Source organism: Chitinophaga flava, from assembly GCF_003308995.1.
Classification (GTDB): Bacteria; Bacteroidota; Bacteroidia; order Chitinophagales; family Chitinophagaceae; genus Chitinophaga; species Chitinophaga flava.
This window is the reverse complement of the sequence record NZ_QFFJ01000002.1, coordinates 1,422,683-1,449,381: the sequence shown is the minus strand read 5'-3', so window position 1 is coordinate 1,449,381 and position 26,699 is coordinate 1,422,683. Positions and strand designations below refer to the sequence as shown.

Genomic DNA, 26,699 nt, shown 5'->3' with positions numbered 1-26,699 from the left:
ACTGACTATGCACTTATTACCTATTACCGGCGATCTGGTACGGGCGCTGGGCTGGAGCATTCTCCATGCCATCTGGCAAGCTTTTTTCGTATATGCCTGCCTGAAAGTAGTATTGAAACTATGGCCCATGGCCAGTGCCAGGATCAAATACAATCTGTCGTTTTTTGCACTCACCGGGATATTCGCCTGGTTTCTGATCACCTTTTACCAGCAGTTACAAACTATTTCTGCGACCCGCCAGCTGGCAGTACAATATACCGCCACTGATCTGGCCTTACTGGCCGGTCAGCCCACAGCCCCCTATCCCGGGCAGGCTAAGATGGCAATGTTGTTTCCCAGCCTGGAGCTGTGTTTTCCTATACTGGTTACCTTATACCTTGCTGGCATGCTGATCATGGCGATCAAGCTGGCATCCGACCTTTTGCAATTGCACCGGATACGTACTACCATGGTAGAACCCATGGGTGAAGCATGGGAAAAACATCTCCACAAATTGATGGCTCAGTTGCAGCTATCCCGTAAGGTGCAACTACTGGTGTCCCGTTATGTCCAGGTGCCTGTGATGCTGGGTTTCCTTAAACCCGTGATCCTGCTGCCGGTGGCCATGGTCAATAACCTGTCGGAAGAACAGCTGGAAGCCATCCTGCTGCACGAACTGGCACACGTTAAACGCAATGATTATCTGTTGAATATCTTCCAATCCGTTGTTGAAACCATTCTTTTCTTCAATCCCTTCGTATGGCTGATTTCCCGTATCATCCGCCAGGAAAGGGAACACTGTTGCGACGACCTCGTTATCTCGGGGACCGTTCAACCGCTGCATTATGCCCGGGCACTGGTTGCATTGGAAGAGTACCGGTTAAATTCCAATCCCCTGGCCATGGCTGCTGCAGATGACAAACAACATCTGTTTTACCGCATCAAAAGAATCATGGAGATGAAAACAAAACATCTTAATTATAGCCAGAAACTCATGGCAGTCCTGATCATTGCTACTGCACTCGTTTCCATTGCATGGCTCAACCCTGCCAAAGGAAAAAGCCAGGACCAGAAACAGCATCAGGAAAAAGCTACTGCTGATACCAGCATCCGCCAAACGGTTATTCATACGGGGCCAGCAACACCTGTTCCGCCTCCACCACCGGCTCCTTCCACCACACCCGAACCAGGCCAGCCTGTTCCTCCAGATGCTCCACCACCGCCACCGGATGCACCACCACCACCAGATGCTCCGCCGCCACCGCCGGATGCTCCCGATTTATCAGATTCTGATGTGCTTGCGTTTGTCTACAATACCGTGGGTCCGATGATAATGGCTCCCAATACAGCTGCCCACATATCACCATTATCAAACTTCTTTACTGACAGCGTTCCTGGCCGTTCTCGCACCAGCGATTCACTGATGATCAGAAAGCAACTGCAGGCCGCACAAAGAAGCGTGGAAAAAGCCATGCAGCAGCTTAAAGAGGTGGACATGAAGAAGATACAGGCAGAAGCCAAAGCTGCCACCGACAAGATTGACTGGAAAGCGCTGGCCCAGGAATCACAGGCTGCCCAGCAAGCTGCCCGCGAAGCACTGAAAAGCATCGACTGGGCCCAGATCCAGAAGGATATCAAGGCTGCCTACGACGATACCCGAAACAGTGAGGAATGGAAGAAGGCTCGTGAAACTATGCATAAAAGAATGGAAGAAAACAAGGTTATCCTACAGAGAAGTATGCGCGACACCAACAATAAACTGATGGCCCTCAATCAGCAACGGATGATCTTCACACGCGACTCTTCCAGAGCCCACGGAGAAGAAATGCACAGAGCGATGAACGAAAAAAGAATCGCCGAACGTTCTCAAAGGCAAGCTGAACACGCTAAAATGCAGGCCGAAAACGCGATGCGAAACGCTCATAGTGCCAGCGAAAGAGCTGCCAACACTTCCAAAATGTACCGCGAAATGATCAACAAAATGGCTGATGATAAATTGATTGATACCAAACAGTCTTTCTCTATCGAGAAGAATGAAAACGGTCTCTATATCAACGGTGTCAAACAACCAGACAACGTAGCCGACAAATACCGCGGATACATGCAGAGCAAAAGAATGAATATCAAACAGCAGGCTCCCGGCAATCTTAATATTAATGTAGAAAACTAATCGTTCGTTCGTACCAAATAAGAAAGCGCAAAGAATGATACGGCTGGAGTTGCTAACAGCGGCCCGTCGTATTCTTTGCGCTTTCTGCATTTCAGGATTACCGGAATAAGGACGCTAAGGTAATCCAGGCATAGGAACGAACACCATAACCTGTTATTTAACCAGGTTTATATAGAAGGATAGTAACAACAACTACTATAGGCTGTTTCAAGTATTGGCACCAAATTCAACAACTGAGTATCTATCAGATACTGATACCCGCTGATGACAGGGTGACCAACATAGATTGCCTGATAGATGAGCATATGAACATCTATAGACTAAAAACTGCAGGCTTGTATTAATGATGACTTAGATGATAAAGATGAATCTGATGAGACGAACAAACACCAACAATTGAGCGCTATTAATCCGCTGAATGTAAAATGGTAAAACCGACTACTTGCAACACTGGCCCCACGATGATTTCCATTTCCGTAACTTTAGCCATGGCAGGACCTTTACGGCACCATGTCAAAAATTCTTCCATCACCGTCTCTTCCGCTTCTGCCAGAATCCATACTGCCTTATCCGGCATATTTTTGATCTGTCCCTGCACTCCCAGCAGGTCTGCCATATGTTTTGCATTAGCCCGGTAACCAACTCCCTGTACGCGGCCTCTCACAATAATTTCTTTATGCACGATTGATTTGGTTGTCATAATATCAATGGTTATCGCTAAAAAATGTCTGAATCAGGATAATACAGATTGGTAAGATTCATTGGCATATCTGCCGATGATCAAACGAATGTAACGATTAATCCTGTGGCACTGAAATACATTTACGCTTATCAGTCCGGTACTCAACGCCCGGCGCATACAGCTACTATGGCCGATATCCCAGCGAATAATCATTTTATCCGGAATATCATCTGTACCTGCACACAGATAATCGCGTAACAGCGTAGTAAAGAAAGAAAAGACAGAGAATGGTTAACTTGGGGGAAACAAACTACAGATGAGAATTGAAGAAACAGGGGCAACAAAATAGTATCTGCAATCTTTACTGCAGCATTCATAATGTGATTCGTTCAATTTTCATCCAATGCATCTCCAACCGTCCTTCCCGATTCAGACAATGATCTACATGATACAATATAATTGATTCAACTGCCTATGCAGCATAGTTGAATAATGATCCGGTCATATGTTCGATATCACCAAACACAATGTCTCTCACTCTTTCGTATTTGCCGCCTGTCACTGGTCTTCTCATCAGCGTCAAACAATGGCAATTGAAACTCCGTACAAACAGTCGCTGTGTTAAAGCCGGTAAAACCTTGGCTATTGCCGCATCATCCAGGCCTCTGGCTACTGTCATGTAAGGTTTGAAATGCTGTGGCTTCAGATCAAAACACTGCATGATGCTTTTGTGCAGCTCCATCAGTGGTTTGGGATTGGCTACATTTACACAGATACTCTGCCGTCCGTCTGCATGTTTCAGCGCTTCCAGCCGGGAGGTATAGATCGCAAAACCTGACTGCCGCTTTGCTATCGCTTCCACCATGTCAATAAAGTCATCTTCAAAACGTTGCGGAAACTCAGATCTGAATAATGGGATATATACCGGCGCCGTAATTGCAGCTGCATCCTTCAAAGAGGTCGCTATAAACTGACGGATCCGATTTACATCTTTCGATACTACTACATCCGGATTCACCACCAGTAAATAATCAAATAACGCTTCCGAAACTTCATAATTCGTATTCATAACCTGATATTTTAATTCTTCCTGTTAGAATGACAATACGAATATACAACCTTTTTTCAGAAATACTAATTTTTTTAGCATTTTATACTAAAAAAATACGCAGAAATATCTTCCGCGCACAGCCAAAATACCCCCAAACGCAGCGTAGATACACCTTTCGATGTATCTACGCGTTTATTTTTCTTTGCTAAAAATACTAACTCAGATGCTGAATGATAGCCACAAAATCGCCGGCCACCAGGGAAGCGCCTCCAATCAGGCCACCATCCACGTCGGGGTTGGCAAACAGTTCACCGGCATTGCCTGGCTTGGCGCTGCCACCGTACAGGATAGTCAGGTGCAGTGCAGCCTCACGGCCATATTTGGCAGCAATCTGGGAACGGATAAACGCATGCATGTCCTGTGCCTGTGCTGCACTGGCGGTAAGACCGGTGCCAATAGCCCAGATCGGCTCATAAGCAATCACCACATCTTTGAACTGTTCTGCTGTGAGGTGGAACAGGCTTTCTTCCAGTTGTTTGGCTACATAAGCATTCTGGGTTTCTGCCTTCCGGATATCCAGCGGCTCACCGCAACAGAAAATAGGCTTGATGCCGGCTGCCAGGGCCTGATCTACTTTCCGGGCCAGCACCCCGTTGCTCTCCTGAAAATACTCCCTTCTCTCAGAATGGCCCAGGATCACGTAATCCACACCTACAGACTGCAGCATCTCTGCGGAAACCTCGCCGGTATAGGCGCCGGATTTTTCGCTGGCACAGTTCTGTGCCGCCACATAAAAGCCCGGATAGTTCTTCAGCAGGGATTTAGCCCTGGTCAGATAAGGAAACGGAGTGGCTACCACTACTTCCTGCCCTTCCGCCAGTTTCAGCCCGGCCTGCAGAATGTCGTTGATCAGCTGTTCACCCTGCGCCAGTGTAAGGTTCATCTTCCAGTTACCTGCAACAATTTTCTTTCTCATAGATTATTGTGATATTAAGTTTTAAGGTCGTTTTGCATTGGTTTCGTTAAACACCGCCTCCAGTATTTTCCGGTCTGTATCTTCCAGCTGCCGGCCTTTAAAGGCCATCCATGCAGCAGCATCACGCAGTGCTTCCGGCAGCCGGTATGCGGCCATACCCACCTGATGCCCCCAGCTGAATGACGGCAAAAACACCGGCGGGAAACCCGCACCAAAAATATTACAGGATACACCCACCACCGTACCGGTGTTGAGCATGGTATTAATACCACAGCGGCTGTAATCCCCCATCAACACACCACATTTCTGCCCTGCTATAGCAGTTGACTGCGAGGCTTCCATCCATATCTTTACAGGGGCTGCATTATTTTTCACATTGGAACAGGAGGTATTAGCCCCCAGGTTACACCATTCACCAATCACCGCATCACCCACATAACCATCATGTGACTTGTTGGAATACCCAAAAAAGACACTGTTCTTGATCTCTCCGCCTCCAATACAATATGGACCCAGCGTAGTGGCCCCATATACTTTTGCACCCATCTTCAAAACAGCTCCCTCTCCCAGTGCCACAGGCCCCCGCATAGCACACCCTTCCATCACCAGCGCATTACGCCCGATATAAATAGGCCCTGTAGATGCATTCAGGATACTGCAGTTCACCGAAGCTCCCGGCTCCAGGAAAATATTCTCCGGCGCCACTACCTGGTTGCCTTCCGGCAACGGGGCAGAGGTCCTCCCCCGCGTCAGCAGCACAAAGTCCTCCCGGATAGCCTGGTCGTTCAACATAAATATGTCCCAGGGCTTAAAAATCCCTTTTACCGGCCCATTATAGTTTTTACGATCAGCAGATGCCAGCAGATGTACTTCACTGCCCTGGCTCGCTTTAGCAATAAGGTGATTGTCTTTATAGAGTTCCTGGTCTGGCTTCAGGGCAGCAACCGCTGCCACCAGCTCCTCATCCGGCAGGATATGTCCATTTAATAACACGTTTATTCCGCCCTCACTGGCACGGTTCAACGGAAACTTATCCTGTAAATGCGGTACAGTGAAATGACTTACTCCCGTACCCAGCCAGTACGCCCATTTCTCCTGTATGGTAAGTATTCCTACTCTGCAGGCGGCAATGGGTCTTGTATATGTAAAGGGGTATAACAAGTCACGTACGGGCGTGTCGAAAAGAATGTAGTTACGCTCCATAGGGGTTAAAAATAAAAAATCCCATCGATAAGCCGATGGGATTCTTTAAAAAATATCTCTGCAAACACCTATGCTTTCTTAGCGTAGCGTTTGTTGAATTTATCGATACGTCCTGCGGTATCCACCAATACGTTCTTACCAGTATAGAAAGGGTGAGAAGTATTGGAAATTTCCAACTTGATCAACGGATATTCATTGCCGTCTTCCCATTTAACGGTTTCTTTGGAAGGAGCAGTGGAACGGCTTAAAAAGCTGTATCCGTTTGACATATCTTTAAATACCACAAATCTGTAACTTTCTGGATGGATTCCCTGTTTCATATCAAATATTATTGTAAATACAGGGTGCAAAGGTAACCAAAAATCTTTAACACCCAAAGTTTATTGTAAAAAAATCAGGATTTCATATTTACATACTGTAAAGCGATACCCAGGTTGGCTTCCCGGCACTTTTGTATAACATCCTGTAATTCATCTATCTTTTTGCCGGTTACCCGTACCATATCGTCCATAATGGCGGCCTGCACCTTTAAACCGGAATCTTTGATCATTTTTATGATCTTTTTGGCATCTTCCTGCTTGATCCCGTTACGGATAGGAATATCCTTCTTATACGCTTTTCCGCTCTGGTAAGCTTCCTTGCTCTGGTCATAAATAGCAGCATCCAGGCCCTGACGCATGGAACGGGAAATCAGCACGTCCAACACCTGACCCAGCTTCATATCACTGTCTACTTCTATGTTCAGCACCAGATCTTTCTTATTCAGCTCTATTACCACATGAGACCCCTTGAAATCAAACCGGTTGGTGATCTCCTTCTTCACTGTGTTAATGGCATTATCCAGTGTCTGTAAATCTACTTTGCTAACAATATCAAAGGACGGCATAACGCAACTTTTTTTTATATTCGGACGACAAATATAAAAAAGAAAAAGCAGGTAGTGAACTACCTGCCGATATATAAATCTAAATCTAAAAAAATTAGAGCTTACGAACTCTTCCCATACCAGAAACAGACTGGGTAATGGAAGGCTCGCCTTTATATTTTATACGGCCCGCTCCGGACGCGTTGGCATTCAGTTTTTTATCTACCTGCACACTGGCCTCGCCACTACCGGAAACCCCAACTTCTGCCTGCTCTGTCTGCAAATCCAGCGCATCTGCGTTGGCAGCACCGGAAATCGTATATACTCCCTTGTCGCACGTACCTTTCAGCATTACTTTGCTGGCACCGGACAAACCTACTTCCAGGTCTTTGATATTCAGGTCCAGATTGGCATGAACCGCCCCGCTAAAAGACAGAGCCAGGTTGTTGGCTTTAAGCGTCCCCACACCATTGAAAGAACTGGCGCCGCTCGCAGTCAGCTTTTTCACTTCCTGCAGGGTAACGTATACTACCATATCCTTTGTAGGATTAAGGCTCACATTGTTGCCGGTGAAAATTTGCAGTTCTCCATGGGAAATTTCGGTTTTAATATAAGGGAGCAGGTTTTCTTCTGCTTCTACTTTTATACTGTTGGAACTGCCTTGCTGCACCACTACTTTAAAAACACCGGAAGTGCTGATGTCGGTAAAGCTGCCGGCTGTTCTGTTCTCTGTTTTTATATTTCCATTACCTCTGACTCTCTCTGAGCGATGGATGGTAAAAGATACCAGTAACGTGAAGAGAACCATAAAAGAAGTGGCGGATACTACATACTTGATCGTTTTCATGCGGATTTTTTTAGAAAGATTTATAATGAAGGTTTTAGAATGGCCGAATATTATTAATAAGTGTCAAGGCTGGCGTCTGCGTTGGTACCTTTTATTTTGATACGGGGCGAACTTTCGCTGCCATTACCTGCCTGGGCGGTATAGCTCAGTGAGGTAGACGTTTTATTGGATACTACGTTTTTCAGTTCCAACCCACCGGTACGGAGCCCACCATTGACCAGGAGAATATCCAGCTGTAGCGGCAGTTTGCGGGGTACCGCTACTTTCAGGTCCGAAAAGGTCAGCACCAGGTCGGCACCTTTAAACCCAGGTACCACTTTTTTAATGATCAGGTCACCATAAGTGATTTTCATATTGATGTCCTGTACGATCTCACCCAGGTTGGTATCGGAGAAAGTAACGTGACCGGCTACACTGTTTACCCGTTGAATTTTATAGTTGTCATAGTTGGCAGACAGTTTCAGGTCTCCCAGATTGGTGACGGTATAGTTACTATAGTTGGAAGATACGTCCAGGGTTTCCAGCTGTTCTGCACGCAGCTCTGAATAGTTCCCCTTCACCACTACCTTGTTGGCTTTGCCGATACGGCCCTTGTCACAGAAGTTGATACGCAGGGTCAGGTCCTGGGCATCACGAACATCATAAGAACAATAGTTCATGGTCAGCTCTGCCGGGAAACTGAATTTATCTGCAATCACATCGCCGAAAACGTTGTCTACCTTCAGGCGGGAGAGACTTTGCGGGATATACACATCATAATCGATGTTCACATATTCCCTGGAGTCTTTTTTCCCTCCAAAGGAAAACCAGGAACCTGATTTGGAGGAATTGTACACGGTAGTCAGGGAGACTGCCGAACTGCTTTGCTGGGTGGTAATTTCCACCATCTCTGCTATCTCCTGCGCTTCCTGGTCATTTTTACCAAAGCCTGTAACGCTTACCACGGCTTTAATTTCATTTTTATTCCAGGCATGAAATACCACTTTACCATATTTGTTGCTCAGGTTAAACGAAGCACCCGCGTTAACGGTAAATTCTTTTGTGATGACTTTTTTATAGGTAAGTTCACCCTTTTCTGCACATGCGAGCAGCGGAAATAACAAGCAGAACAAGAAATTAAATCTCAGCTTCATATCGTTTTTTTAGGTGAGTGGGAGCTGCGTGTTTATCCTGCAGCTCTTCGAGAATTTTATCGAGGAGGTCGAGTTTGAGCTGATAGTAGCGTATCATGGCGCCCCGGATTCTTTCATTACCCGGATTATTTTTCAGTTCATTCTCCAGTGTTTTGTAGGTATCATTACGGAGCTGCAGTTCCTGGCGGGCTGCGCTGTCCAGACCCAGTTGATTGGCCGGATAGGCATTGATCAGCTCCAGTTTTTCGTTGATGCGTGAAGTATAGTATAATTTGGCGTCCTGCATCTCAGGCAGGATGTTGGCCAGTTCCTGCTGATGTTGTTTATGTCTGGTCATATAAAACAGTACGGCGGCGTTAACCAGTAATACTGCTATGACGGCGGCTTTGAACCAGTTTTTGCTCAAAAGCTGTACCACCTTGCCTTTACGGCTTCCTCCCAACTCTTTTTCCAACGCTTCCCATACTCTTGGTGAGGGACCTGGGCCTTCAAAGGCATCCCGGTGCTGTTGGATAAAACTTTCGAAATTGTCCGGCATTAACGAATTAAATTTTGCTGTTTTACAATCTGTCTTACCTTTTCCTTCGCCCGCATATACTGCGTTTTGACGGTAGATTCGGTAATACCCATCATCTCCGCAATCTCCCGGTGAGAATACTCTTCAAACAGATAGAGATTCAGCACCGTACGGTAACCCTGTGGCAGCCCGTGAATGGCTGACTTTACGGCTGATACGGTCCAGGTAAAGGAATCTTCATCGATACCTGGTTCTTCCGCGACCTCTACTTCCTCCACTTCTTCAAAGTACACTTTCTTCTTTCTGAGATTATTCAGACAGTGGTTCACCACAATCCTTTTAATCCAGGCGGTTACACTGGTATTACTTTCCAGCTTACCGATGTTCCGGTGTACCTGTATGAAGGCTTCCTGTAGCGTATCTTCCGCATCACTAACGTTACCGGTCATACGCAAACAAATGTTGTACATCGCTGCAGCATAAGCATTATACAGTTCGCGAAATGCGCGAACATCCCCTCTTTTGCAGCGGTCTATGACATTCCCGTCTATTTGCGTCTGATTCAAGTTACTGGCTGATGCTTTCATTATAAAGACAATGATTGTAAAAAAGGTTGCATGTGGTTGGGCCGTTCTCTGGAATTTTTGTTCTGCTTTGGAATAGGGCCTGTTGACAAAAAGCTATTAAATATTTAATTATTAATTATTTATATAGATAAATACCTTTTATGCTTCTTGAAATTTTTTTTGTAAAATTAATTGGAGCGATACCTTTTCTGCTGTAAAATCCACCAAACCCTGCTTTTTTGTGACGAAATGATGTTTTTTGAGGGAGAGAAACGCAGCCCTGACGAAAAGGGCCGCGTTTTTCCATCCTTATATATACCTAAAAAACCATCTTAATGCAAGGTTATATTGTTATTGTGCTGATTTTACACGGTTCTGTTCTGCTTCCAGTCCGGTCTGATGGTTGCGGGCTGCCTTTACATTGGTATTACCAAAGCGGTAGTTAAAGGAAACACGTACCTGTCTTGAATCCCATGAGTTAAACAGTGCGATGGTTCTGCCTGCATTTTCAAAGTTGGCGCGGAAGTAGTTGGTACGGAAGATGTCTGATACGCCCAGTTTCACCATCCCCTTTCCTTTCAGCACTTTCTGTTGTATACCCAGGTCACAACCGAACATAGATTTCATCTTGAACAATCCTTCTTCAGTCACCTGCGGAGAAACATAAGTCAAGACTGCTTCTGCACTCAGGTCCTTTGTGATCGTGAAAGACTGCTGGGTCCGGCCAAAGAAGGCCATAGAAGACAGTTTCACGTCGTTTTTGTCTACCACTGTTTCAAACATATTGTAGGAAGCGGTCAGAGTGGTGAAAGAGGTCCACCATTTGGTGATAGGCATTGGCACAGAGATGTTCAGGTTGAAGTTATTAGCCTTAGCCACGTTCTGATAACGGTAACGGGTAACGGTGGTATCTCCGGTAGCCTGATCTACGGCCGCTTCCAGAATTTTGGTCATCATATCGGTAGTATGAGTGTAACCCAGTGAAGTGATAAGGAACTGTTTGAAGGTATGGCTGATCTCAAAGTTGTTGGAATACTGAGGTTTCAGGTTTGGGTTACCGGCCTGCATAGTATAGCGGTCCAGATAAAATTCAAACGGGTTCAGCTCTTCATAGTCCGGACGCTGAATACGGCGGCTGTAGGTAAAGCCAAAGGTGTTGTCTTTGTTCAGCTCATAAGTCAGGGCAGCGCTAGGGAACAGGTTAAAATAGCTGGAATCATTCTTCACAATCTTTTCTTCGTTATTTCTGGTAGACTGGGAATTACCGCTGATGGTTGTCTGCTCACCTCTCAAACCTAACTGCACATTCAGTTTTTTGAATTGTTTATTGAAATTGATATAGGCCGCATTCACATTTTCTTTATAGATAAAGTGGTTGGAGCGACGTTCGTCCTTGATCCAGCTATCATTGCGCAGTGAGTCAAAACGGGCATCATTGTCGGTGGTTACGAAACTCAGCTTCAAACCGGCTTCCAGTTTGGCCTGGCCTTTCAACGGATGTACATAATCTATCTTTGCAGTTTTGATTTCGATGGTAGACGGCTGATTGTTACGGGAAGTATCGCTGCTCAGTCGTTTCATATCTGCAGCATCTTTGGTAAGGGCGATAATGGATGAATGCTGTTGATTGGAGTTGCGGGCATAGTCCAGATCAATGTTCAGTTCTTTGCCTGTGCTGTCGAGGATACCACGATAGTTAAGGTTGTAAGCTCCCCGTTTCCATTTACTGGGGTTATTCATGTTGGTATGCAGAATAGAGTCAATCATGCCTGCAGTACTGATTTTGGTGGTAGCATCGCTGGGGATTTTACGATTATTGCTGGTCAGATCTACCATCGCACCCAGAGTGTGATTTTTGGATACAAAGTAGTCCATACCGATTTTTCCACCATGGTACTCGCTATTAGGTATCATGACATTCAGCTGATCAAACACCCGAGAGCCCCCTTCACTGTTAAGGGTACGATAAACGCCCAACTCCTGGTAGTTATCGCGGTTGCTGTAGTTATACGAACCAAATATGTTCATTTTTTCATTCCGGTGGTTGAGGTTAAGCCCACCACTGGCACGGCCTCTGATACCGTAGGCAGCCGCCAGGTTCACACTACCGTTGGTTCCGTAGTTTTTGTTCTTTTTCAGTTTCAGGTTGATGATACCCGCATTGCCGGCAGCATCATATTTGGCGGAAGGATTGGCAATCAGCTCAATCTGTTCCACGTTGGAACTAGGCATACTTTTGAGCAGCTCAGAGATTTCCTGGGAAGACATGTTGGTGGGTTTGCCATCAATCATGATCACTACCCCACCTTTACCTTTCATAGAGATGTTACCATCCTTGTCTACATTGATGGTCGGGGATTTTTCCAGTACTTCCATGGCGGTACCACCAGCAGCGGTGATGCTGCTTTCCACGTTTACCACCATTTTATCGGCTTTCTGTTCTACAAAAGGCTTGCGGGCAGTCACATCTACAGCTTTCAGGTTTTTGGAAGCCCCTTCCATGGCGATAGCCGGAACGTTTACAGTGGAACCGTTCACTTCAAAAGGTTTGCTGTAGGCTTTTGACATACCTACTGCTGCGGCAGCAATGAGGTATTTACCCTGTTTAATCTGTTCGAACTCATATTTACCGCTGATGTCTGCGATGGCTCCTTTTACAAGTGAAGAGTCACCGGCTTTTAATAAGGTAACTGTAGCAAACTCTACCGGTTGGTCTCCGGTACGGACAATCTTACCTGCTACTTTGGTTCCGTTTTGTGCTTGGGAAGTTAACGCAGCGCCTACTATTCCTGCTGTTAAGGTAAACGCTTTAAAAATTGATTTCATATAAGGGCGGATTTAGATTATTTAGTGGTTTTTTAGATTTTTTGTTCCTGGTTGCTTTCTCTTTGACGACGATTTTGAATCCCTTCTTAAAGAACCTTGGTTAATATACTACAGTAGTTCATATACTACAGTAGCTTATCAACTACATTGCAAAAGTAGGTATCATGCATTACATAGTACCAAATCTTTACACAGACGGTTTGTAGGAAGTGATGAACGGTAAAGTGCAACAGAAACAACAAGAAGACGACGGATAAAAGGAAATGTTTCAAAAAAAGCGGACTAAAAAGCACAGACTGGTTTTAAAGGTAAAACGGCGGGCACAGGCGGTCAAAATAAGACATCGACCGGCCCAAAAGCACAAATACAAGTGGGAAATACCCCTTTTGGGCATTATTGGCATACATCACCTGACATTATAAGCAAAACAAATAAGACGGATATCTCCCCCTTTACCCCTACGGCATCACTACCCAAAGGACAAAAAAAGCGGATATCTCCCCAAAAGAGACAAAACGGGTGGTAAACATCTTCAGAAAAGGAAGGACAAAACTGAAGGCCAGGGTCACCGACATATCAGCGCGAACGGTTATTAATTTAAACGCTCGTCAATCCGAAAGAATTGTTTGGGAATATGCCTCCGGCGATGAAAATATTGCATGGTATATATAAATAATACAATCATTAGGGAAACTAGAACAAATAACCAGGTATTGAGTACCGACTGAAAAAAGTAACGGGCACTCAGGATCTTGCCTACCATCAGTACCTTGTTGGACCAGGAAGCCAATGCGTCGGTACGGGGGTTAAAATCGTGATAGTTTTGTCCTGCGGGCAGCGTGATTTTTTTTACCAGGGCTGGCATCAGCTGATGTATCATTTTTAACTGGCCGGCGTCTGCTACGGCAGTAAGGCACAAGGCTCCTTTGCGGGTGAGGATACGCATTTCATAATTCAGCAGCGGCTCGCCACGATCCACAAACAGAAGGCGGGCCAGGTGCAGGGTATTATTTTCCGGCTGATAATATGGGGGGATGGCCCAGTCCATGGCAGTCACCACACAGAAGCCATTCCGTTTTCTCCTCTTGTTTTGTTCATCCAGGTGCTGTTTCATTTCCTGCAAAAGGGCGGTATAATTAAGCTGTCGGGCTTCTAATTCACTTACATATCCGGCAGAATCGGCGGAAATCTCTATTCCCAACACGTCTTTATCTAGGGGGCTGGATTGTTTTGGCAGCAATAATCCAAGGAAACCGGGGTTTTCAGGATTTCCCCAGACTCGTTGTACCAGGATGCTTCCCTGACCAGCATCCAGAAAACGAAAACCCTCCGGCACTTTCAGCAAGGCGCCATTATTTAATACTACAGCTCCTTCCTGATAGGAAAATGAGGCGCTGATCTTTTCTTTGAGATCCAGTTTGTCATATTTATTCAAACTGTCTTCACGGGCAAGGGCTATAGCCTTCGGGGCTCCCGACAAACAGATTAATAACAAGCATGTAAAATACATCCGCATAAAACCGGATTGAAAGGTTTCAGATTTGTGATTAACAGCTCAACAAAAATGGATAGTGGCAAAGGTTGTTAACAGGATCAGGTTAAAATAATATAGGCAACTACAAAATGAAGCGGATAGCATTTTAGTGCTTTTGTTACAGCAGGTAAAATAAGTTGACTACTTTACCTGCTGTAATGCGTTCATTGTTCCAGGTACAACAAGATAAAAAAAAATTTATTTCTCCAATTGAATATTTTGGAGCATATCAGGTAATTCTTTCTGCAACAGCTCAAAAAACACCCGTTCTTCTTTTCTGATATGCATTTCCAGGCTCGTGGCTATTTTATCCATATCATCTTCCAGATTGGTGCTTTCCGTAATAGCGCTGTACATAGAAGAGATAGCACGATGTTCTTGCTGCAACTCAGCGATGAGGGCATCTACTGCTGTATTTCTGCCGGCACATTTTTCAAAAAGATACTCTTCTTTCTGAATATGGGGAACCATAAGTTCCTGAAACACTTTCACCATATATTCAAACCGGGCCTGTGTTTCCAGCGGAAACCCTTCATAGGGTGCCGCATCTTTTTTCAGGTAGCGGCATACAAATAACAGACGCTTATGCTCATGCGATAAGGGTATTAGTGCTGAATGACGTTGCATAAATGATTATCAGGAAGTCGTAGTTACAGGTGCATTTTTTTTACGGCAGTACATGATCCAGATAACACCTCCTATCACCATGAGGGCAGAGATGATCTCGGCCTGAGTAGGGTGAAAACCGAAGATGTTGTATTTCGTGTTTACGCGGATCTTTTCAATGAAGAATCTTTCCAGACCGTTTAATACAAGATAGATACCGAAGATGACGCCTGGTACAGTTATTCGTTTACGAATGGCCCACAATACGCCAAACAGTATAAGACAGGCGATAATCTCATACAACGGTGTGGGATAAACGCCCACGGGTAATACACGGCAGTATTGTCCGTCACAGCCTGGCAATGGCACGCCTTCATTCACTACGTTATGTGCATATCCGGAAGCAAAAAACCAGTCCGGCAGGAAGCTCAGGGCAGCAGGTTTGGCAAAAGGTGCATGTGGGATATGGGCGGTATCACTGTATTGTTGCTGGAAAAAGCCGATGTTTTGTTGTACTGCTTTGTTAAATTCTGTAGGAGACACCTGTACCATATGTCCGGTATTATCGGTTACGTAGGCACTGTTGTATATGCCCCAGTCACCATCACCTGCAAACTGGCAGCCCATTCTACCTACTGCGTAAGCCAGCATGAGCGCTGGGGCAGCACTATCGATCAGGTGTTTGATGCTCACCTGTTTTTTACGGGCATATCGCAGGATCACGATGGTAGCCACAATAAGGCCACCATAAAAGGTAAGGCCGCTGAAAGACAGCAGGGCATCTATTGGGTTTTGTACAAAATCGTTCCAGTTCTCCAGATTATGGAATACTTTGGCGCCCAACAATCCGGCGATGGCAGCCATCACTATAATATCCGGTACCCGCTGATGAGGCCAGATGCTCACAGCTTCTTTTTTGGCAGGTGTTCCTTTTTTACCTTTGGTGCTGTTGTATTTCAGGAAAACCAACAAAGCGGCTCCTGCCAGGCCGGCCAGGAAATTTCCGTCACCGGAGAGGATAAAACCCTGGAAGTTCTGGGAAGCAGTAGCCCAGTTCAACATCAACCCAATACCTTTCCATCCCAATAAAAAACCCAGTATACCATTGCCAATATATTCACCGGTAGTAGCAGGGCCACCTACCAGGATATTCTCTGTAACAGGCTTCAGCCAACCCAGTTTTTCCCGGCGTTTCAATTCATTTGTCAGCACATATGCACCTGCGAGGAAAGCAATGGCTACAAAAAAGCCAAATGTTTGCAGGATTTTAAACAGGGGTATTTCCAGACCGAACAGATCTCTGAAAGCGTAATATAAATTAGGATACATAGCCAAAAAAAAATTGGTGATCTGAGTTTTCCTATGAACAAAGCCGAATTATCAAAAGGAAAATCAAACCACCAAAGTACGATGCAATTTCGAAATTCGAAATTTGAATTTCGAAATTAAAGTATTAGCAATATTGTTCAAACGCGTCGTTGAGGTTAGCAGCAATCATCTGTGCTGAGCGACCTTCAATCATATGACGTTCGATAAAGTGTACCAATTGTCCATCTTTAAAGAGGGCAATAGAAGGAGAAGACGGAGGATAAGGCAGCAGGTGGGTACGGATCTGCTGAACAGCTTCCACATCAAAACCGGCAAAGCTGGTTGTCAGTCTATCTGGTTTTTTTTCACTGCCGGCCAGTGCCATCAGCACACCCGGACGGGCTGTAGCGGCTGAACAACCACATACAGAGTTAATCACAACCAAAGTGGTCCCTTCTTTTTTCAAGGTTTCTTCTACTCCGGATGAAGTCAGCAACTCTTCGAACCCGTTATCCGTTAACTCTGCCTTTCTAGGCATAACTAATTCCGCTGGATACATATAATTATAGTTTTTTCTGTTAAGATTTTCGACAAAGTTAAAGATATAGGAGCAAAAAGTAAAAAAACGACCTCTCAAAAAGACTTTTTGACACAAACCAAACAATTAAAATGACAAAACGTCATTATCTGTAACCTTTTTACTAACAAAATAGCAGTTTTACTGGCATGGTATCCCATTTGATCTGTAACCAGTGTTGAACAAAAATTTGATTTCACACAAAAAAATTGATAAAAAACTATGACACACGTAAAATTTAACAACAGCCCGCTCCCCAGATTAGTTGAAGATATTTTTAACAATGGATGGAATAAATATGTAAAAGATGATTTCCTGACCAGCGACTTCTTTACCACCCATCCGCCGGTAAATATCACAGAAACCAAAGACGCCTACCTGCTCGACGTAGTAGCGCCCGGTTTCTCCAAAGAAGATTTTAAAATCAGTGCCAACGATAAAGCTATTACCATCAGCGCTGAAAAGAAAGCCGAAGCCAAAAACGAAGGCGATAAACAAGTACGCCGTGAGTTTAACTTCAAATCCTTTAAACGTTCCTTCAGCATCACCGATGCAGTAGACACGAACAGGATTCAGGCAAAATATGATAATGGTGTTCTGAAAGTGACCCTTTCCAAAAAGGAAAACAAACAGGATGCTCCCAAAGACATCGTAGTAGAATAAGGGATACATATCGGCTTCCCGGAGGAAGCCGGGAATAACATGGGGGTTTAGAGGAGGCACCGAAAGGTGCCTCCTTTCTTTATGTGTATAATTCACACAAACGTTGAATCCAGCGAAGCCTATTAATACGATAATTTGCTTCCTTAAGCATAGCGCTAATGGCAAAGCATTTCAGGAACGCCTGGTTATTCACTAAAAACATTTACCTCAGCTCAGAGAAAGCAGTGATTGGACAGGTATTGCTCCGTACAGACGATACTTACGAACAGGCAAAACTCCGGCTCCTCTTTGATTATCTCTTTTTTTACATACTGCTGTTGTTTCCCATCCTGTTACTGGCCATGATCAGCCAGAATGAAGTCAACCTGATACTCATTCCCTGTCTGGCCGGCGTCTTGCTGGGCTGTCTGTATCTGTTAAAAAGAGGTGTCCCGGCCGGCATCATAGGCATGACCGCCTCCTTCGGTACCTTATTAATATCAGCTTCCTCCTCCTTCTTTAATCATCAGGACCTATCCCCCAGATATGCCATTGCATGGGCCATGAGCATACTACTGGCTTATATTACGGTCAACCTGCGTACCTCCCTGATCCTCTGTGGCTTACTTTGTGTATACCTCAGCGGAGTGGCGTATATCCGAATCAATGACATCTCGATATATGTCAGCTCCGGCTATTCCGATTCCTTTCAGTACCTATCCAACCCGATCACGGTCATCCTCTATATGCTGTTTCTGATCCGGGCGCTGGGCCAGTATTATCGTAATATTATATCGATGGAACAGCAACGCACCCACGAAAAGCAAAAACAGCACCTGTCGCTGATCAACCAGAACCTCACCAAACAGTTTCTGCTGGTGAAAGGCTTCTCCAGATCAGGAAAATCGGCCTTCATAAAAGGAGAAATGGAGCTGCTGGAGGCCTGTTTTACTGAAATAGAAAAACAATGTGGTGCAGCTATCGGATACCTTAATGAAGCCCAGGAAGACTAACACCTACACGTCCGTGTGAGATATAACATTTTTTTGTTTTTCAAAATCCCCCTTTTAACCCGGAAAAGCCCCGAACTTCATTTTGTGCAAGTCCCCGTAAATGTTAATAATTTGTAAATGTCATAATAATAAATTGGCTTTAAAAAGCACCAACTTTACAAGAACTGCTTAAAAAAAATTACAACTATTAGGGCTTATCTATCGTACACGGCTACCCTATATTTGTGATATCAAATTATTTCCTATTGTCCTTATGCTAGTGGACATCATCTAACCTATGCCATGGATTGGGCTTTCAGTAATGAAAGCCTTTTTTATTTGTGGTATAAAACAAAAAGGGGCTCTGGTTTCCCAGAGCCCCTGTAGGATTACTAACCCATTTTTTTAATAACCCAATATCTTCAACATACTTTGAGAGGTTTGTTCTTTTGCGTACAACCAATCTTTCAGCTGACCATTTTTGTCGTAACCCACGATCACATGTTTGGGTGAAGGAATAAGACAGTGTTTGATACCGCCATATCCGCTCAGTTGATCCTGGTAAGCGCCTGTATGGAAAAATCCGATATACAATGGCTCACCGCTGGGCTGCTGTTTAGGCAAAAATACCGCGTTGATATGCTCTTCAGATGTATAAAAGTCGTAACCATCGCAGGTGAGGCCGCCCAGGTGAACTTCCTGGTATTCCTGGTCCCATTTGTTGATGGGCAGCATCAGGAATTTCTCCCCGATACCCCAGGTATCCGGCAGGGTAGTAATGAAAGAGCTGTCAATCATATACCAGGATTCCCTGTCGTTCTGCATTTTTTCACCTACTACGCTGTAGATCACGGCACCGCTCTCACCTACAGTAAAGGAACCGAATTCTGTATAGATGTCCGGTACCGGTACTTTATTCTTTTTACAGGTACTTTTGATATTGGCTACAATCTCGTTAACGATATAATTATAGTCATAATCAAAGCCCAGTGAGTGTTTAATCGGGAAACCACCACCGATATTGATGCTGTCCAGTTCAGGGCAGATCTTTTTGAGCTGGCAGTACAGGTTGATCACACGGTTGAACTGGGACCAGTAAAAGATATCATCTTTGATACCCTTGTTCATAAAGAAGTGTAGCATTTTCAGCTCAAACTTCTCATTACCCTTGATTTTGTCAACATAGTACTCCAGGATATCGCGGGGAGGTACACCCAGACGGGAGGTATAGAAGTCGAAGCTGGGCTCTTCTTCTGCCGCCACCCTGATACCGAGTTTCACCTTATCTTTAATCCGGATATTCCGTTTGTAGTCTTCCAGCTCCTCTTTGTTGTCCAGTACAGGGATTACGTTTTTAAACCCGCTGTTGATCAGTCTGGAAATGGCTCTGGTATAGGCTTTGGTCTTAAAACCATTACAGAGTACAAAGGTCTCCTTGTTGATCTTTTTCTTTTCATACAGTTTGTTTACGATATCGATGTCGTAAGCAAACGATGTTTCGATGTGTACACCATGTTTCAGGGTTTCCTCCATAATGAAGGAGAAATGCGAACTTTTAGTGCAATAGCAATAAAAATACTTTCCGTCATACCTGTTCTTCTTGATGGCATCATGGAACATCTTCTTGGCTTTGTTGATCTGCATTCCGATCTTGGGAAGGTAGGTCAACTTAAATGGCGTTCCGTACTTGTCAATCAGCGCCTTAATGTCCAAACCGTTAAACTCCAGGTAATTGTCTTTGACTTCAAAGCCCTCCTGAGGGAATTCAAAAGTCTGTTTAACGAGGTCGGTGTAGGTGTTGTTCATTTAAATCTGCAAATGAATTAGTAATAAAATAAACTACAGGATAAATGCTCCTTTTCCTCGCTGGAAACTCCTGGTTTACACACCTACGTCAGTTCGAAACCCAGCAAAATTGGTTGCAAAGCTAAATATTTTGTTGATTGCTCCGGTAATTTTTTTCAAGTGGTGCCCCCTTGGAACAGACGAACACTGGAACAAATATACAAACAATTACAAATCAACAGATTGAATATATTTAGTTAATATTTATTTCTCATCATTAATGAGGTTTATTGCCTGTTTTCCTTCGCAAAAAAGCAGGTCCAGGATACTGAGATCGGGGAGAAAACCGATTCTTTCCTGAAAAACCTGGGTATACTGAAGTGCATCTTCACCAGCAGCTGCATTAGGAAGAATACGATCTCTGGCATCGGTAACACCGGGGACCTCTTTTTGGTAATTTTCCGTAAAGGTAATCGTGGGGTTAATGCCGAGCTTGCTGTTTACCCATTCAAAGCAGGCCATGTTCCAGTCCAGCAAAAAGTTAAAAGGTTGCTCAAACAATCCCTGCAAATCCTCCTCATAATATTCAAACCAGGGAGAACGGCGGTAAGCAGACACCAGCGTTTTCCAGTGCAACGCCTGCCATTTCTCTTCATTACTGATCCGCACGTCTTTGATAACGGTACGCTGGTTCTTTCCCCGGGTCAATGGCACACTTAAAATCATGCGCCCATTCGGACCGGCGAGGTAACAACGGTTTCTGAAACTGAGCTTTTGATAGTGCTCATATTTTTCAATCTGTAATGTATCGTGTTGGGCTAATGTTTTATAAAAGCTAATAGGCGGAAAATACTGCGTCTCAATTAGTAATACCTCGCTTTTTGCATGCTCTGTCATAATATCAAAAATTTTAAACCGCCTAATAAAGTTAGTACCCAGCCAGTTAAAGCAAAATATCAGGCAAACGCAAAAATACTAAAGATATTAGTTGCTTGGCAGATCAATTTAAGCAGCCCCATGAAGGACACCTGGTCTCTCACCTGCTTTTGTAAAAACTGCCGTTAAATGTTTCCCAATTCAGGCCCGGTTTTTTGATAAATAAAACCTTTGCAGTAGGTTTGAGAATAAAAGTTCACCGATCACAATGAAAATAATCCGACTCTTCGTCATCATATTTGCCATCTGGGGATTAGCAAGCTCATGCGAAAAAATGAAAGATCTGCAGTTTGTCAGAGTTGCCAATCTTCAAATGGATGAGATGGGTATGTCCAAAAGCATCGTACGGCTCACCCTGGCATATTACAACCCCAACAATTACCGTCTGCAATTAAAAGATGCCAACTTCAACGTATTTTTTGATGATACCGAAGTGGGTCATTCCTTACAGGACACAATGATCAATATTCCGGCAAAGGATACTTTTTATTTCCCGGTAAAACTGGAAGTAAATATGGCCAACGTGCTCAAAAACGCCTTTACTGCTTTCTCCAATAAAGAAGTGACCATCAAAGCCACCGGTAACTGTAAAGTCGGCAAAGGCGGTATCTACCTGCCCTTCCCGATTAAATGTGAAACCAAACAGGCTTTAAATTTCTTCTGATACCTTACAACCTATCAGTGTCAGTATTTTTTTGATGTGTTGAAGATCTTCCAGCTTTCTGACGGGAGATAGCGCTGCTATTGTTCTTACCTGGTTGATATCATCAAGCAGTATTCCGCTCAACTGTCCCATGCGGGCAGCTGCTTTATAGGCCATTGCTGTTTTCAACGCTGCAGCCTTGATGCGTAGTGAATGAGGGCTGTACCGCCCGGGATGCAGGTGGATGTACCGCACCGGGTCATCTGCCAATCTTAGTATCCACCGGGAAGTGTCGGTCAGCACAATGTCCATATACCCCTTCCTTATATTCAGATAAGCAGCAAATGCCTCCGGAGCTTCGATGCCCTGTCCCTGCAATGACGTTAGTATCTGTTGATAAATCTCTTCCGGCGTGAGATTGCCGGTGTACATGTCCATCTGGGAAGTACCTATTTTTTTGAGTGCTGCAGGAAGATCTGCCGGCAGTACTTCATCCAGCAACTGCTGTAATACACCCAGATGGTGCTTGAAAGGGTTAAAAAGAATGCTGGAAATGGCAGGAAGATTAAATTGAAGAATACAGGGGAACAACAAACATGACAAGTTCTCATTACCACGGGAAGAGCCAGGCCCTTCCCGCGCAATGATATAATAATTTAGTTCTTTTTCTTTTCCATGCCGCCGCCATCTTCAGGCTTTTTGCAGCATTTAGGCAGTTTATCGTAGCTCTCCTTGTTGGCAGTTACGTTATCTGCATCATAACCGGCATTGGCAATAGCGGTTTTGACATTTTCGATATTCGTACGGTCGTCCCAGTATTTAACGGTGGTGATATGTTTTTTAAAGTCCACTTTGGTAGACTGTACACCTTCTTCGCGAGCCATATACCTTTCAATGCGGTTTTTGCAGGACTCACATTGTACGGTTGGTGTGCTGATTTTAGCAGTCACCAGCGCTTTTTTCTTCTGCTGTGCCACGGCCATACCAACACTGGCCATCAACAACAGCATGACTAATTTTACGATACGCATAATATAGATTTTGACATCCGAATATACAAAAAAAGTAATATTCAATTTCTATTTACCCCATTGGTCGGGAGCGCTTCTCCAAGCTTGCAGTGTGCTGATTTCTTCTGCAGACACAATACCTTTCTCTTCAGCCAGGGTGATCATAGCGTTGTAGTTGCTCAATGATTTGAATGGTACGCCTGCAGCTTCGAAGGCTTTCACCGCCACATCAAAACCATAGTTGAAGATAGATACCATCCCAACCACTTCGCCACCAGCGGCCCGTATAGCTTGTACAGCCTCCAGGCTGCTTTTGCCGGTAGAGATAAGGTCTTCCACCACTACTACCTGCTGACCAGGTTGCAGTACACCTTCGATCTGGTTGCCCATGCCATGTTCTTTCGGTTTGGAACGAACATAGATAAAAGGAAGCTTCAGCTGGTCTGCCACCAGTGCTCCATGAGGAATACCAGCGGTAGCCACCCCTGCAATCACAGCTGCGTCCGGGTAAGTTTCAAACACGGTATTACACAGTTCGGATTTGATATAATCCCGTACATAAGGATACGATAATATCTTCCGATTATCGCAATAGATCGGGGATTTCCATCCGGAAGCCCATGTGAAAGGCTGGGCAGGGCTCAGTTTTACGGCCTGCACCTGCAGTAATTTTTCTGCAACTTGTTTTTCGCTTATTGTACTCATACAAGCGCCAAAGTTAATCCATTTAAAGATTGAGTATTTAGTTATTTGGTCACAATCAAATATCAAATGCTTATTACATTTGCAACTATGCAAGCAAACATTACTATTTACCTGAATGAGCGCCCCCTCATTATCAGTGAAAATGAAAACAATATCCCGGGAGGAATCAATGGGGCCAAGGTTTACCAGAACCCTGACACAGAGAAGATCGAAAAGATACTGGAGAAAATGGAGTCAGGCAAAACAGAAGCGGCAGTTTTTATTACCGAAGATGTAAAGCAGCTTTTTAAACGGGTATCTCTTCATTTTACCGTGCTGGTAGCGGCCGGTGGCTTGATCACCAATCCCAGTGGTGAGGTGCTGATGATGTTCCGCAGAGGCAAATGGGACCTTCCCAAAGGCAAACAGGACCCGGGCGAAGACCTCGAAACCTGCGCCATCCGTGAAGTAGCCGAAGAAACGGGCCTGCACACCATCTCCCTGGAACACAAGATCACTGAAACGTTCCACTACTACCCCATGAAAGCTAAAAAGGTGCTGAAACATACATACTGGTACCGGATGCAGTTCACTGGTACAGAACTCACCGTTCCGCAGATTGAAGAAGATATCCAGGATATTGAATGGGTGAAACCGCAGAACCTGGAGAAATTCCTGAAATACTCCTACGAAAACATCCGGGAGGTATTTAAGGCAGCGAAGTTGATTTAATGAATTGCGAATTACGAATGATGAATCTGAAGTTCGTCATTCGTAATTCGTAGTTTATCTTTTAGCCAGTATAGCCATTGTCAGCCGGCTTACACAAACCAGCTTATGCTGGTCGTCTGTAATCCGGATATCCCATACATGGCTGGTGGCGCCTATATGCAATGGTTTGGCGCAGGCATGCACATATCCTTCTGTTACTGAGCGAAGGTGATTGGCACTGATTTCCATGCCCACACATATTTGTTTTTCCGGGTTGATGATCAGCGCGGATGCCATACTTCCTACTGTTTCTGCCAGCGCTACGGATGCCCCTCCGTGTAACAGCCCGTAAGGCTGTTTGGTGCGGTGGTCTACCGGCATCATCCCCTTCAGGTAATCCGGGCCTATTTCTGTAAACTCCATACCCAGGTGGGAGGCCATAGTCGTTTCTCCTATTTCATTCAGCGTATCCAATGAAACATCAAGGGAGTGCCAGATCGTTTTCATAGTAAAAACTTTAAAGAGTTATCGCTTGTGCTTTTTGATTCCTTCCAGCACCACTGCCGGTAAAAACGGTTTCACATCTCCCCCGTGGCGGTAAATATCCCGTACCAGGGTAGAAGCCACACTGGAATACTGAGGTGTGGTAGTCAGAAAAATCGTTTCTATATGCGGCGCGATGGTACGGTTTACATCAGCAATCGCTTTTTCATATTCAAAATCGCTCACATATCTTATTCCTCTCAGGATAAAGGCAGCATCCATCTTTTTACAAAAATCGATGGTCAGTCCTTCATAGGCAGCCACTTCTACCCTGGGATCATCTTTATATATTTCCCTGATCCAGGCAATACGTTCCTCCAGCGTAAACATGGGTGTTTTACTGCTGTTGGTGCCAATACCTACCACTACGCGGTCAAACAGGGTAAGCCCGCGGTCAATGACATCGGTATGGCCCAGGGTAATAGGATCGAAGGTGCCTGGAAATAAACAAGTCCTCATGGAAGTTCGATGAATTTAGTAATTGATGGATCAACGTTTCAGCTCTTCCCGGTTGATAAAGATCGAGAAGGTGGTACCGCCATAGCTGCGCTCTGAGCGGAAGTAACTATAGTCCCGGAAATCGTTCTGTCGGGTATGCTCTATCACCAGCCACCCTTCCGGGTTGAGCAGCTGTTGTTCAAAAATAATTCCCGGCAGCTTATACATGGCCTCCATGGCATAAGGCGGGTCGGCAAAGATAAAATCAAACTTTTCTGTACACTGCTGAAGGTATTTAAACACATCCATCCTGATCACTTTCAGGGTAGTGATCTCCAGCACCTGAGCGGTTTTGGTGATAAACTCGGCCATGGCCGGGTCTTTCTCCACGATTGTCATGTCCGTAGCCCCTCTGGAAGCCAGTTCATAGGTGATGCTGCCGGTACCGCCAAAAATATCCAGTGTTTTTAAGGAAGGAATATCCAGATTGTTCTCAATGATATTAAACAGTCCACCTTTGGCAATGTCTGTAGTAGGCCTGGTATTAGGCATTTTTGCAGGCGGTTGTATCTTTCGGCCCCCACGTTCTCCTCCAATTATACGCATAATGCTAACGCATACAAGTTATAAAAATAATATCCGGGCGTTTCCTGCATGGCTGCAATATATTGGAAGCCCGGAAGTCTTTGCACCCATTCCAGGCGCGGAATAAATTTATACATCTCCTGATACACCGGACTGTCAATATTCACAATCCCTCCCAGCTTCACTTTCACCTGTTGCTCGTTGAGTCCCAGCTGACGCAGTGTGTTTACCAGCTGGTATACCACGTCAAGACCGGCCAGGTACTCCCCTTCCTGTTGGATGATCAGTTTACCATCTATATAAAGCGTGATGTTAAACGTTTGTCGTTGTACCTGAACGAAAGCAATACCTTCTGCAGCCCGGTAATCCAGGTCCTGCGGATAAGCCTGTAACAAGGCAGAATGGGCATGTACCACTCTGTCTGTCGAAAATTCCTTACGCAGAAATCCCAGCAAATCCTTATCTACGCTGTAGATATTCACCATTGGCAGTCCTGGCAGCAGATCTGACATAACAGCTTCCTGCATCTTTTCCGGTTGTGACAGGTGCAGGTATTCCTTTTTAAGGGAAGGCATATAATACAGATGTGGTACCAGTGCTCCGCTCCCGGTATCAAAGGCGAGCAGCACGGATTTAAAGGCAGTAAACAGCAGTTTGTCTGCGTCAAACACCTCCTCTATCATCTCCAGATCGGCCAGGGCCAGCTTCTGTGGCTCGAAATGATAGGATTTTAATGCCAGGAATTTTTTAGCTCCCGGTTCAAACACCACGTAACTGAACGTACCATTCCCTACCAGTACCAGCAGGTGGCAGGCAGTAAGATCTGTCTCCAGTAATGTTTCATCATCTACTGTAAATGCAGGATGGATGTTGTAAGCCACGGGCATAAT

At 44.8% G+C, this 26,699-nt stretch carries 29 protein-coding genes; 5 read left to right on the top strand and 24 right to left on the bottom strand.

Going from position 1 to position 26,699, the window contains the following annotated elements:
- Positions 1–7: 7 nt before the first annotated feature.
- Positions 8–2,149 carry a M56 family metallopeptidase gene (locus DF182_RS22215; RefSeq protein ID WP_113617988.1) on the top strand — a complete coding sequence of 714 codons (2,142 nt, stop codon included), beginning with the start codon at positions 8–10 and terminating at the stop codon, positions 2,147–2,149.
- Positions 2,150–2,555: 406 nt separating this feature from the next.
- On the opposite strand, the gene DF182_RS22210 is transcribed toward DF182_RS22215, so the two are convergent.
- From DF182_RS22210 to DF182_RS22135, 15 genes are all read right to left on the bottom strand, one after another.
- Entirely contained in the window at positions 2,556–2,849 is a 294-nt protein-coding gene (locus DF182_RS22210; protein WP_113617987.1) for an acylphosphatase, read from the bottom strand.
- 454 nt (positions 2,850–3,303) lie between these two features.
- Positions 3,304–3,900, bottom strand: coding sequence for a 2'-5' RNA ligase family protein (locus tag DF182_RS22200; protein WP_113617985.1), 597 nt, complete (start codon positions 3,898–3,900; stop codon positions 3,304–3,306).
- Between the two features lie 196 nt (positions 3,901–4,096).
- Entirely contained in the window at positions 4,097–4,858 is a 762-nt protein-coding gene (gene tpiA, locus DF182_RS22195) for a triose-phosphate isomerase (RefSeq protein ID WP_113617984.1), read from the bottom strand.
- Positions 4,859–4,879: 21 nt separating this feature from the next.
- The gene (locus DF182_RS22190) at positions 4,880–6,061 is read right to left on the bottom strand and encodes a putative sugar nucleotidyl transferase (RefSeq protein ID WP_113617983.1); all 1,182 of its coding nucleotides are present in this window, start codon (positions 6,059–6,061) and stop codon (positions 4,880–4,882) included.
- A gap of 68 nt (positions 6,062–6,129) precedes the next feature.
- Complete coding sequence (locus tag DF182_RS22185) at positions 6,130–6,381, bottom strand: type B 50S ribosomal protein L31 (RefSeq protein WP_113617982.1); 252 nt, start codon at positions 6,379–6,381, stop codon at positions 6,130–6,132.
- A gap of 74 nt (positions 6,382–6,455) precedes the next feature.
- Positions 6,456–6,947: a YajQ family cyclic di-GMP-binding protein gene (locus DF182_RS22180; RefSeq protein WP_113617981.1), complete on the bottom strand. Its 492-nt coding sequence runs from the start codon at positions 6,945–6,947 to the stop codon at positions 6,456–6,458.
- Between the two features lie 94 nt (positions 6,948–7,041).
- A complete protein-coding gene (locus tag DF182_RS22175; RefSeq protein ID WP_113617980.1) occupies positions 7,042–7,773 on the bottom strand; it encodes a head GIN domain-containing protein in 732 nt (243 codons plus the stop codon).
- Between the two features lie 53 nt (positions 7,774–7,826).
- Positions 7,827–8,906 (bottom strand): hypothetical protein, encoded by a 1,080-nt coding sequence (locus tag DF182_RS22170; RefSeq protein ID WP_113617979.1) that lies wholly within the window; start codon positions 8,904–8,906, stop codon positions 7,827–7,829.
- Complete coding sequence (locus tag DF182_RS22165; protein ID WP_113617978.1) at positions 8,890–9,444, bottom strand: hypothetical protein; 555 nt, start codon at positions 9,442–9,444, stop codon at positions 8,890–8,892. The genes DF182_RS22170 and DF182_RS22165 overlap by 17 nt, the downstream gene beginning before the upstream one ends.
- Complete coding sequence (locus DF182_RS22160) at positions 9,444–9,989, bottom strand: RNA polymerase sigma factor (protein WP_161964219.1); 546 nt, start codon at positions 9,987–9,989, stop codon at positions 9,444–9,446. The genes DF182_RS22165 and DF182_RS22160 overlap by 1 nt, the downstream gene beginning before the upstream one ends.
- A gap of 351 nt (positions 9,990–10,340) precedes the next feature.
- Complete coding sequence (locus DF182_RS22155; protein WP_113617976.1) at positions 10,341–12,815, bottom strand: outer membrane beta-barrel family protein; 2,475 nt, start codon at positions 12,813–12,815, stop codon at positions 10,341–10,343.
- A gap of 592 nt (positions 12,816–13,407) precedes the next feature.
- Positions 13,408–14,295: a DUF2167 domain-containing protein gene (locus DF182_RS22150; RefSeq protein WP_211327186.1), complete on the bottom strand. Its 888-nt coding sequence runs from the start codon at positions 14,293–14,295 to the stop codon at positions 13,408–13,410.
- Positions 14,296–14,547: 252 nt separating this feature from the next.
- Positions 14,548–14,976 carry a hemerythrin domain-containing protein gene (locus DF182_RS22145; protein WP_113617974.1) on the bottom strand — a complete coding sequence of 143 codons (429 nt, stop codon included), beginning with the start codon at positions 14,974–14,976 and terminating at the stop codon, positions 14,548–14,550.
- Between the two features lie 9 nt (positions 14,977–14,985).
- The gene (locus DF182_RS22140; RefSeq protein ID WP_113617973.1) at positions 14,986–16,284 is read right to left on the bottom strand and encodes a prolipoprotein diacylglyceryl transferase; all 1,299 of its coding nucleotides are present in this window, start codon (positions 16,282–16,284) and stop codon (positions 14,986–14,988) included.
- 124 nt (positions 16,285–16,408) lie between these two features.
- Positions 16,409–16,822, bottom strand: a complete 414-nt coding sequence (locus DF182_RS22135; protein WP_113617972.1) for a BrxA/BrxB family bacilliredoxin — start codon at positions 16,820–16,822, stop codon at positions 16,409–16,411.
- Positions 16,823–17,062: 240 nt separating this feature from the next.
- Between DF182_RS22135 and DF182_RS22130 the strand changes: the two genes are divergently transcribed.
- Both DF182_RS22130 and DF182_RS22125 read left to right on the top strand, forming a co-directional pair.
- On the top strand, positions 17,063–17,503 hold the full coding sequence (locus DF182_RS22130) for an Hsp20/alpha crystallin family protein (RefSeq protein ID WP_113617971.1): 441 nt from the start codon (positions 17,063–17,065) through the stop codon (positions 17,501–17,503).
- A gap of 158 nt (positions 17,504–17,661) precedes the next feature.
- Positions 17,662–18,495, top strand: a complete 834-nt coding sequence (locus tag DF182_RS22125) for a hypothetical protein (protein ID WP_113617970.1) — start codon at positions 17,662–17,664, stop codon at positions 18,493–18,495.
- A 384-nt stretch (positions 18,496–18,879) separates the two neighbouring features.
- Here DF182_RS22125 and DF182_RS22120 read toward each other — a convergent pair whose 3' ends face one another.
- The gene (locus tag DF182_RS22120) at positions 18,880–20,280 is read right to left on the bottom strand and encodes a type III PLP-dependent enzyme domain-containing protein (RefSeq protein ID WP_113617969.1); all 1,401 of its coding nucleotides are present in this window, start codon (positions 20,278–20,280) and stop codon (positions 18,880–18,882) included.
- 243 nt (positions 20,281–20,523) lie between these two features.
- Complete coding sequence (locus DF182_RS22115) at positions 20,524–21,156, bottom strand: WbqC family protein (protein WP_113617968.1); 633 nt, start codon at positions 21,154–21,156, stop codon at positions 20,524–20,526.
- A gap of 247 nt (positions 21,157–21,403) precedes the next feature.
- Between DF182_RS22115 and DF182_RS22110 the strand changes: the two genes are divergently transcribed.
- Positions 21,404–21,859 (top strand): LEA type 2 family protein, encoded by a 456-nt coding sequence (locus DF182_RS22110; protein ID WP_113617967.1) that lies wholly within the window; start codon positions 21,404–21,406, stop codon positions 21,857–21,859.
- Here DF182_RS22110 and DF182_RS22105 read toward each other — a convergent pair.
- The 3 genes from DF182_RS22105 to pyrE all read right to left on the bottom strand — a co-directional run bounded on the left by DF182_RS22105 (position 21,845) and on the right by pyrE (position 23,553).
- Complete coding sequence (locus DF182_RS22105; RefSeq protein ID WP_113617966.1) at positions 21,845–22,432, bottom strand: hypothetical protein; 588 nt, start codon at positions 22,430–22,432, stop codon at positions 21,845–21,847. The genes DF182_RS22110 and DF182_RS22105 overlap by 15 nt on opposite strands.
- A 62-nt stretch (positions 22,433–22,494) precedes the next feature.
- A complete protein-coding gene (locus DF182_RS22100) occupies positions 22,495–22,869 on the bottom strand; it encodes a heavy-metal-associated domain-containing protein (protein WP_113619687.1) in 375 nt (124 codons plus the stop codon).
- A gap of 48 nt (positions 22,870–22,917) precedes the next feature.
- On the bottom strand, positions 22,918–23,553 hold the full coding sequence (gene pyrE / locus DF182_RS22095; protein WP_113617965.1) for an orotate phosphoribosyltransferase: 636 nt from the start codon (positions 23,551–23,553) through the stop codon (positions 22,918–22,920).
- An 87-nt stretch (positions 23,554–23,640) separates the two neighbouring features.
- On the opposite strand from pyrE, the gene DF182_RS22090 reads away from it, so the two are divergent.
- The gene (locus DF182_RS22090) at positions 23,641–24,264 is read left to right on the top strand and encodes an NUDIX hydrolase (RefSeq protein ID WP_161964217.1); all 624 of its coding nucleotides are present in this window, start codon (positions 23,641–23,643) and stop codon (positions 24,262–24,264) included.
- A 54-nt stretch (positions 24,265–24,318) separates the two neighbouring features.
- Here the strand turns inward: DF182_RS22090 and DF182_RS22085 are convergent, their stop codons facing one another.
- The 4 genes from DF182_RS22085 to DF182_RS22070 are packed head-to-tail and all read right to left on the bottom strand — an operon-like array spanning position 24,319 to position 26,696.
- Positions 24,319–24,750: a hotdog fold thioesterase gene (locus tag DF182_RS22085; RefSeq protein WP_113617963.1), complete on the bottom strand. Its 432-nt coding sequence runs from the start codon at positions 24,748–24,750 to the stop codon at positions 24,319–24,321.
- An 18-nt stretch (positions 24,751–24,768) separates the two neighbouring features.
- Positions 24,769–25,245, bottom strand: a complete 477-nt coding sequence (gene coaD / locus DF182_RS22080; RefSeq protein WP_113617962.1) for a pantetheine-phosphate adenylyltransferase — start codon at positions 25,243–25,245, stop codon at positions 24,769–24,771.
- A 30-nt stretch (positions 25,246–25,275) separates the two neighbouring features.
- Positions 25,276–25,776, bottom strand: a complete 501-nt coding sequence (locus tag DF182_RS22075; protein WP_245957513.1) for an RsmD family RNA methyltransferase — start codon at positions 25,774–25,776, stop codon at positions 25,276–25,278.
- 44 nt (positions 25,777–25,820) lie between these two features.
- Positions 25,821–26,696 (bottom strand): DUF3822 family protein, encoded by an 876-nt coding sequence (locus DF182_RS22070; RefSeq protein WP_113617960.1) that lies wholly within the window; start codon positions 26,694–26,696, stop codon positions 25,821–25,823.
- Between the last annotated feature and the right edge of the window lie 3 nt (positions 26,697–26,699).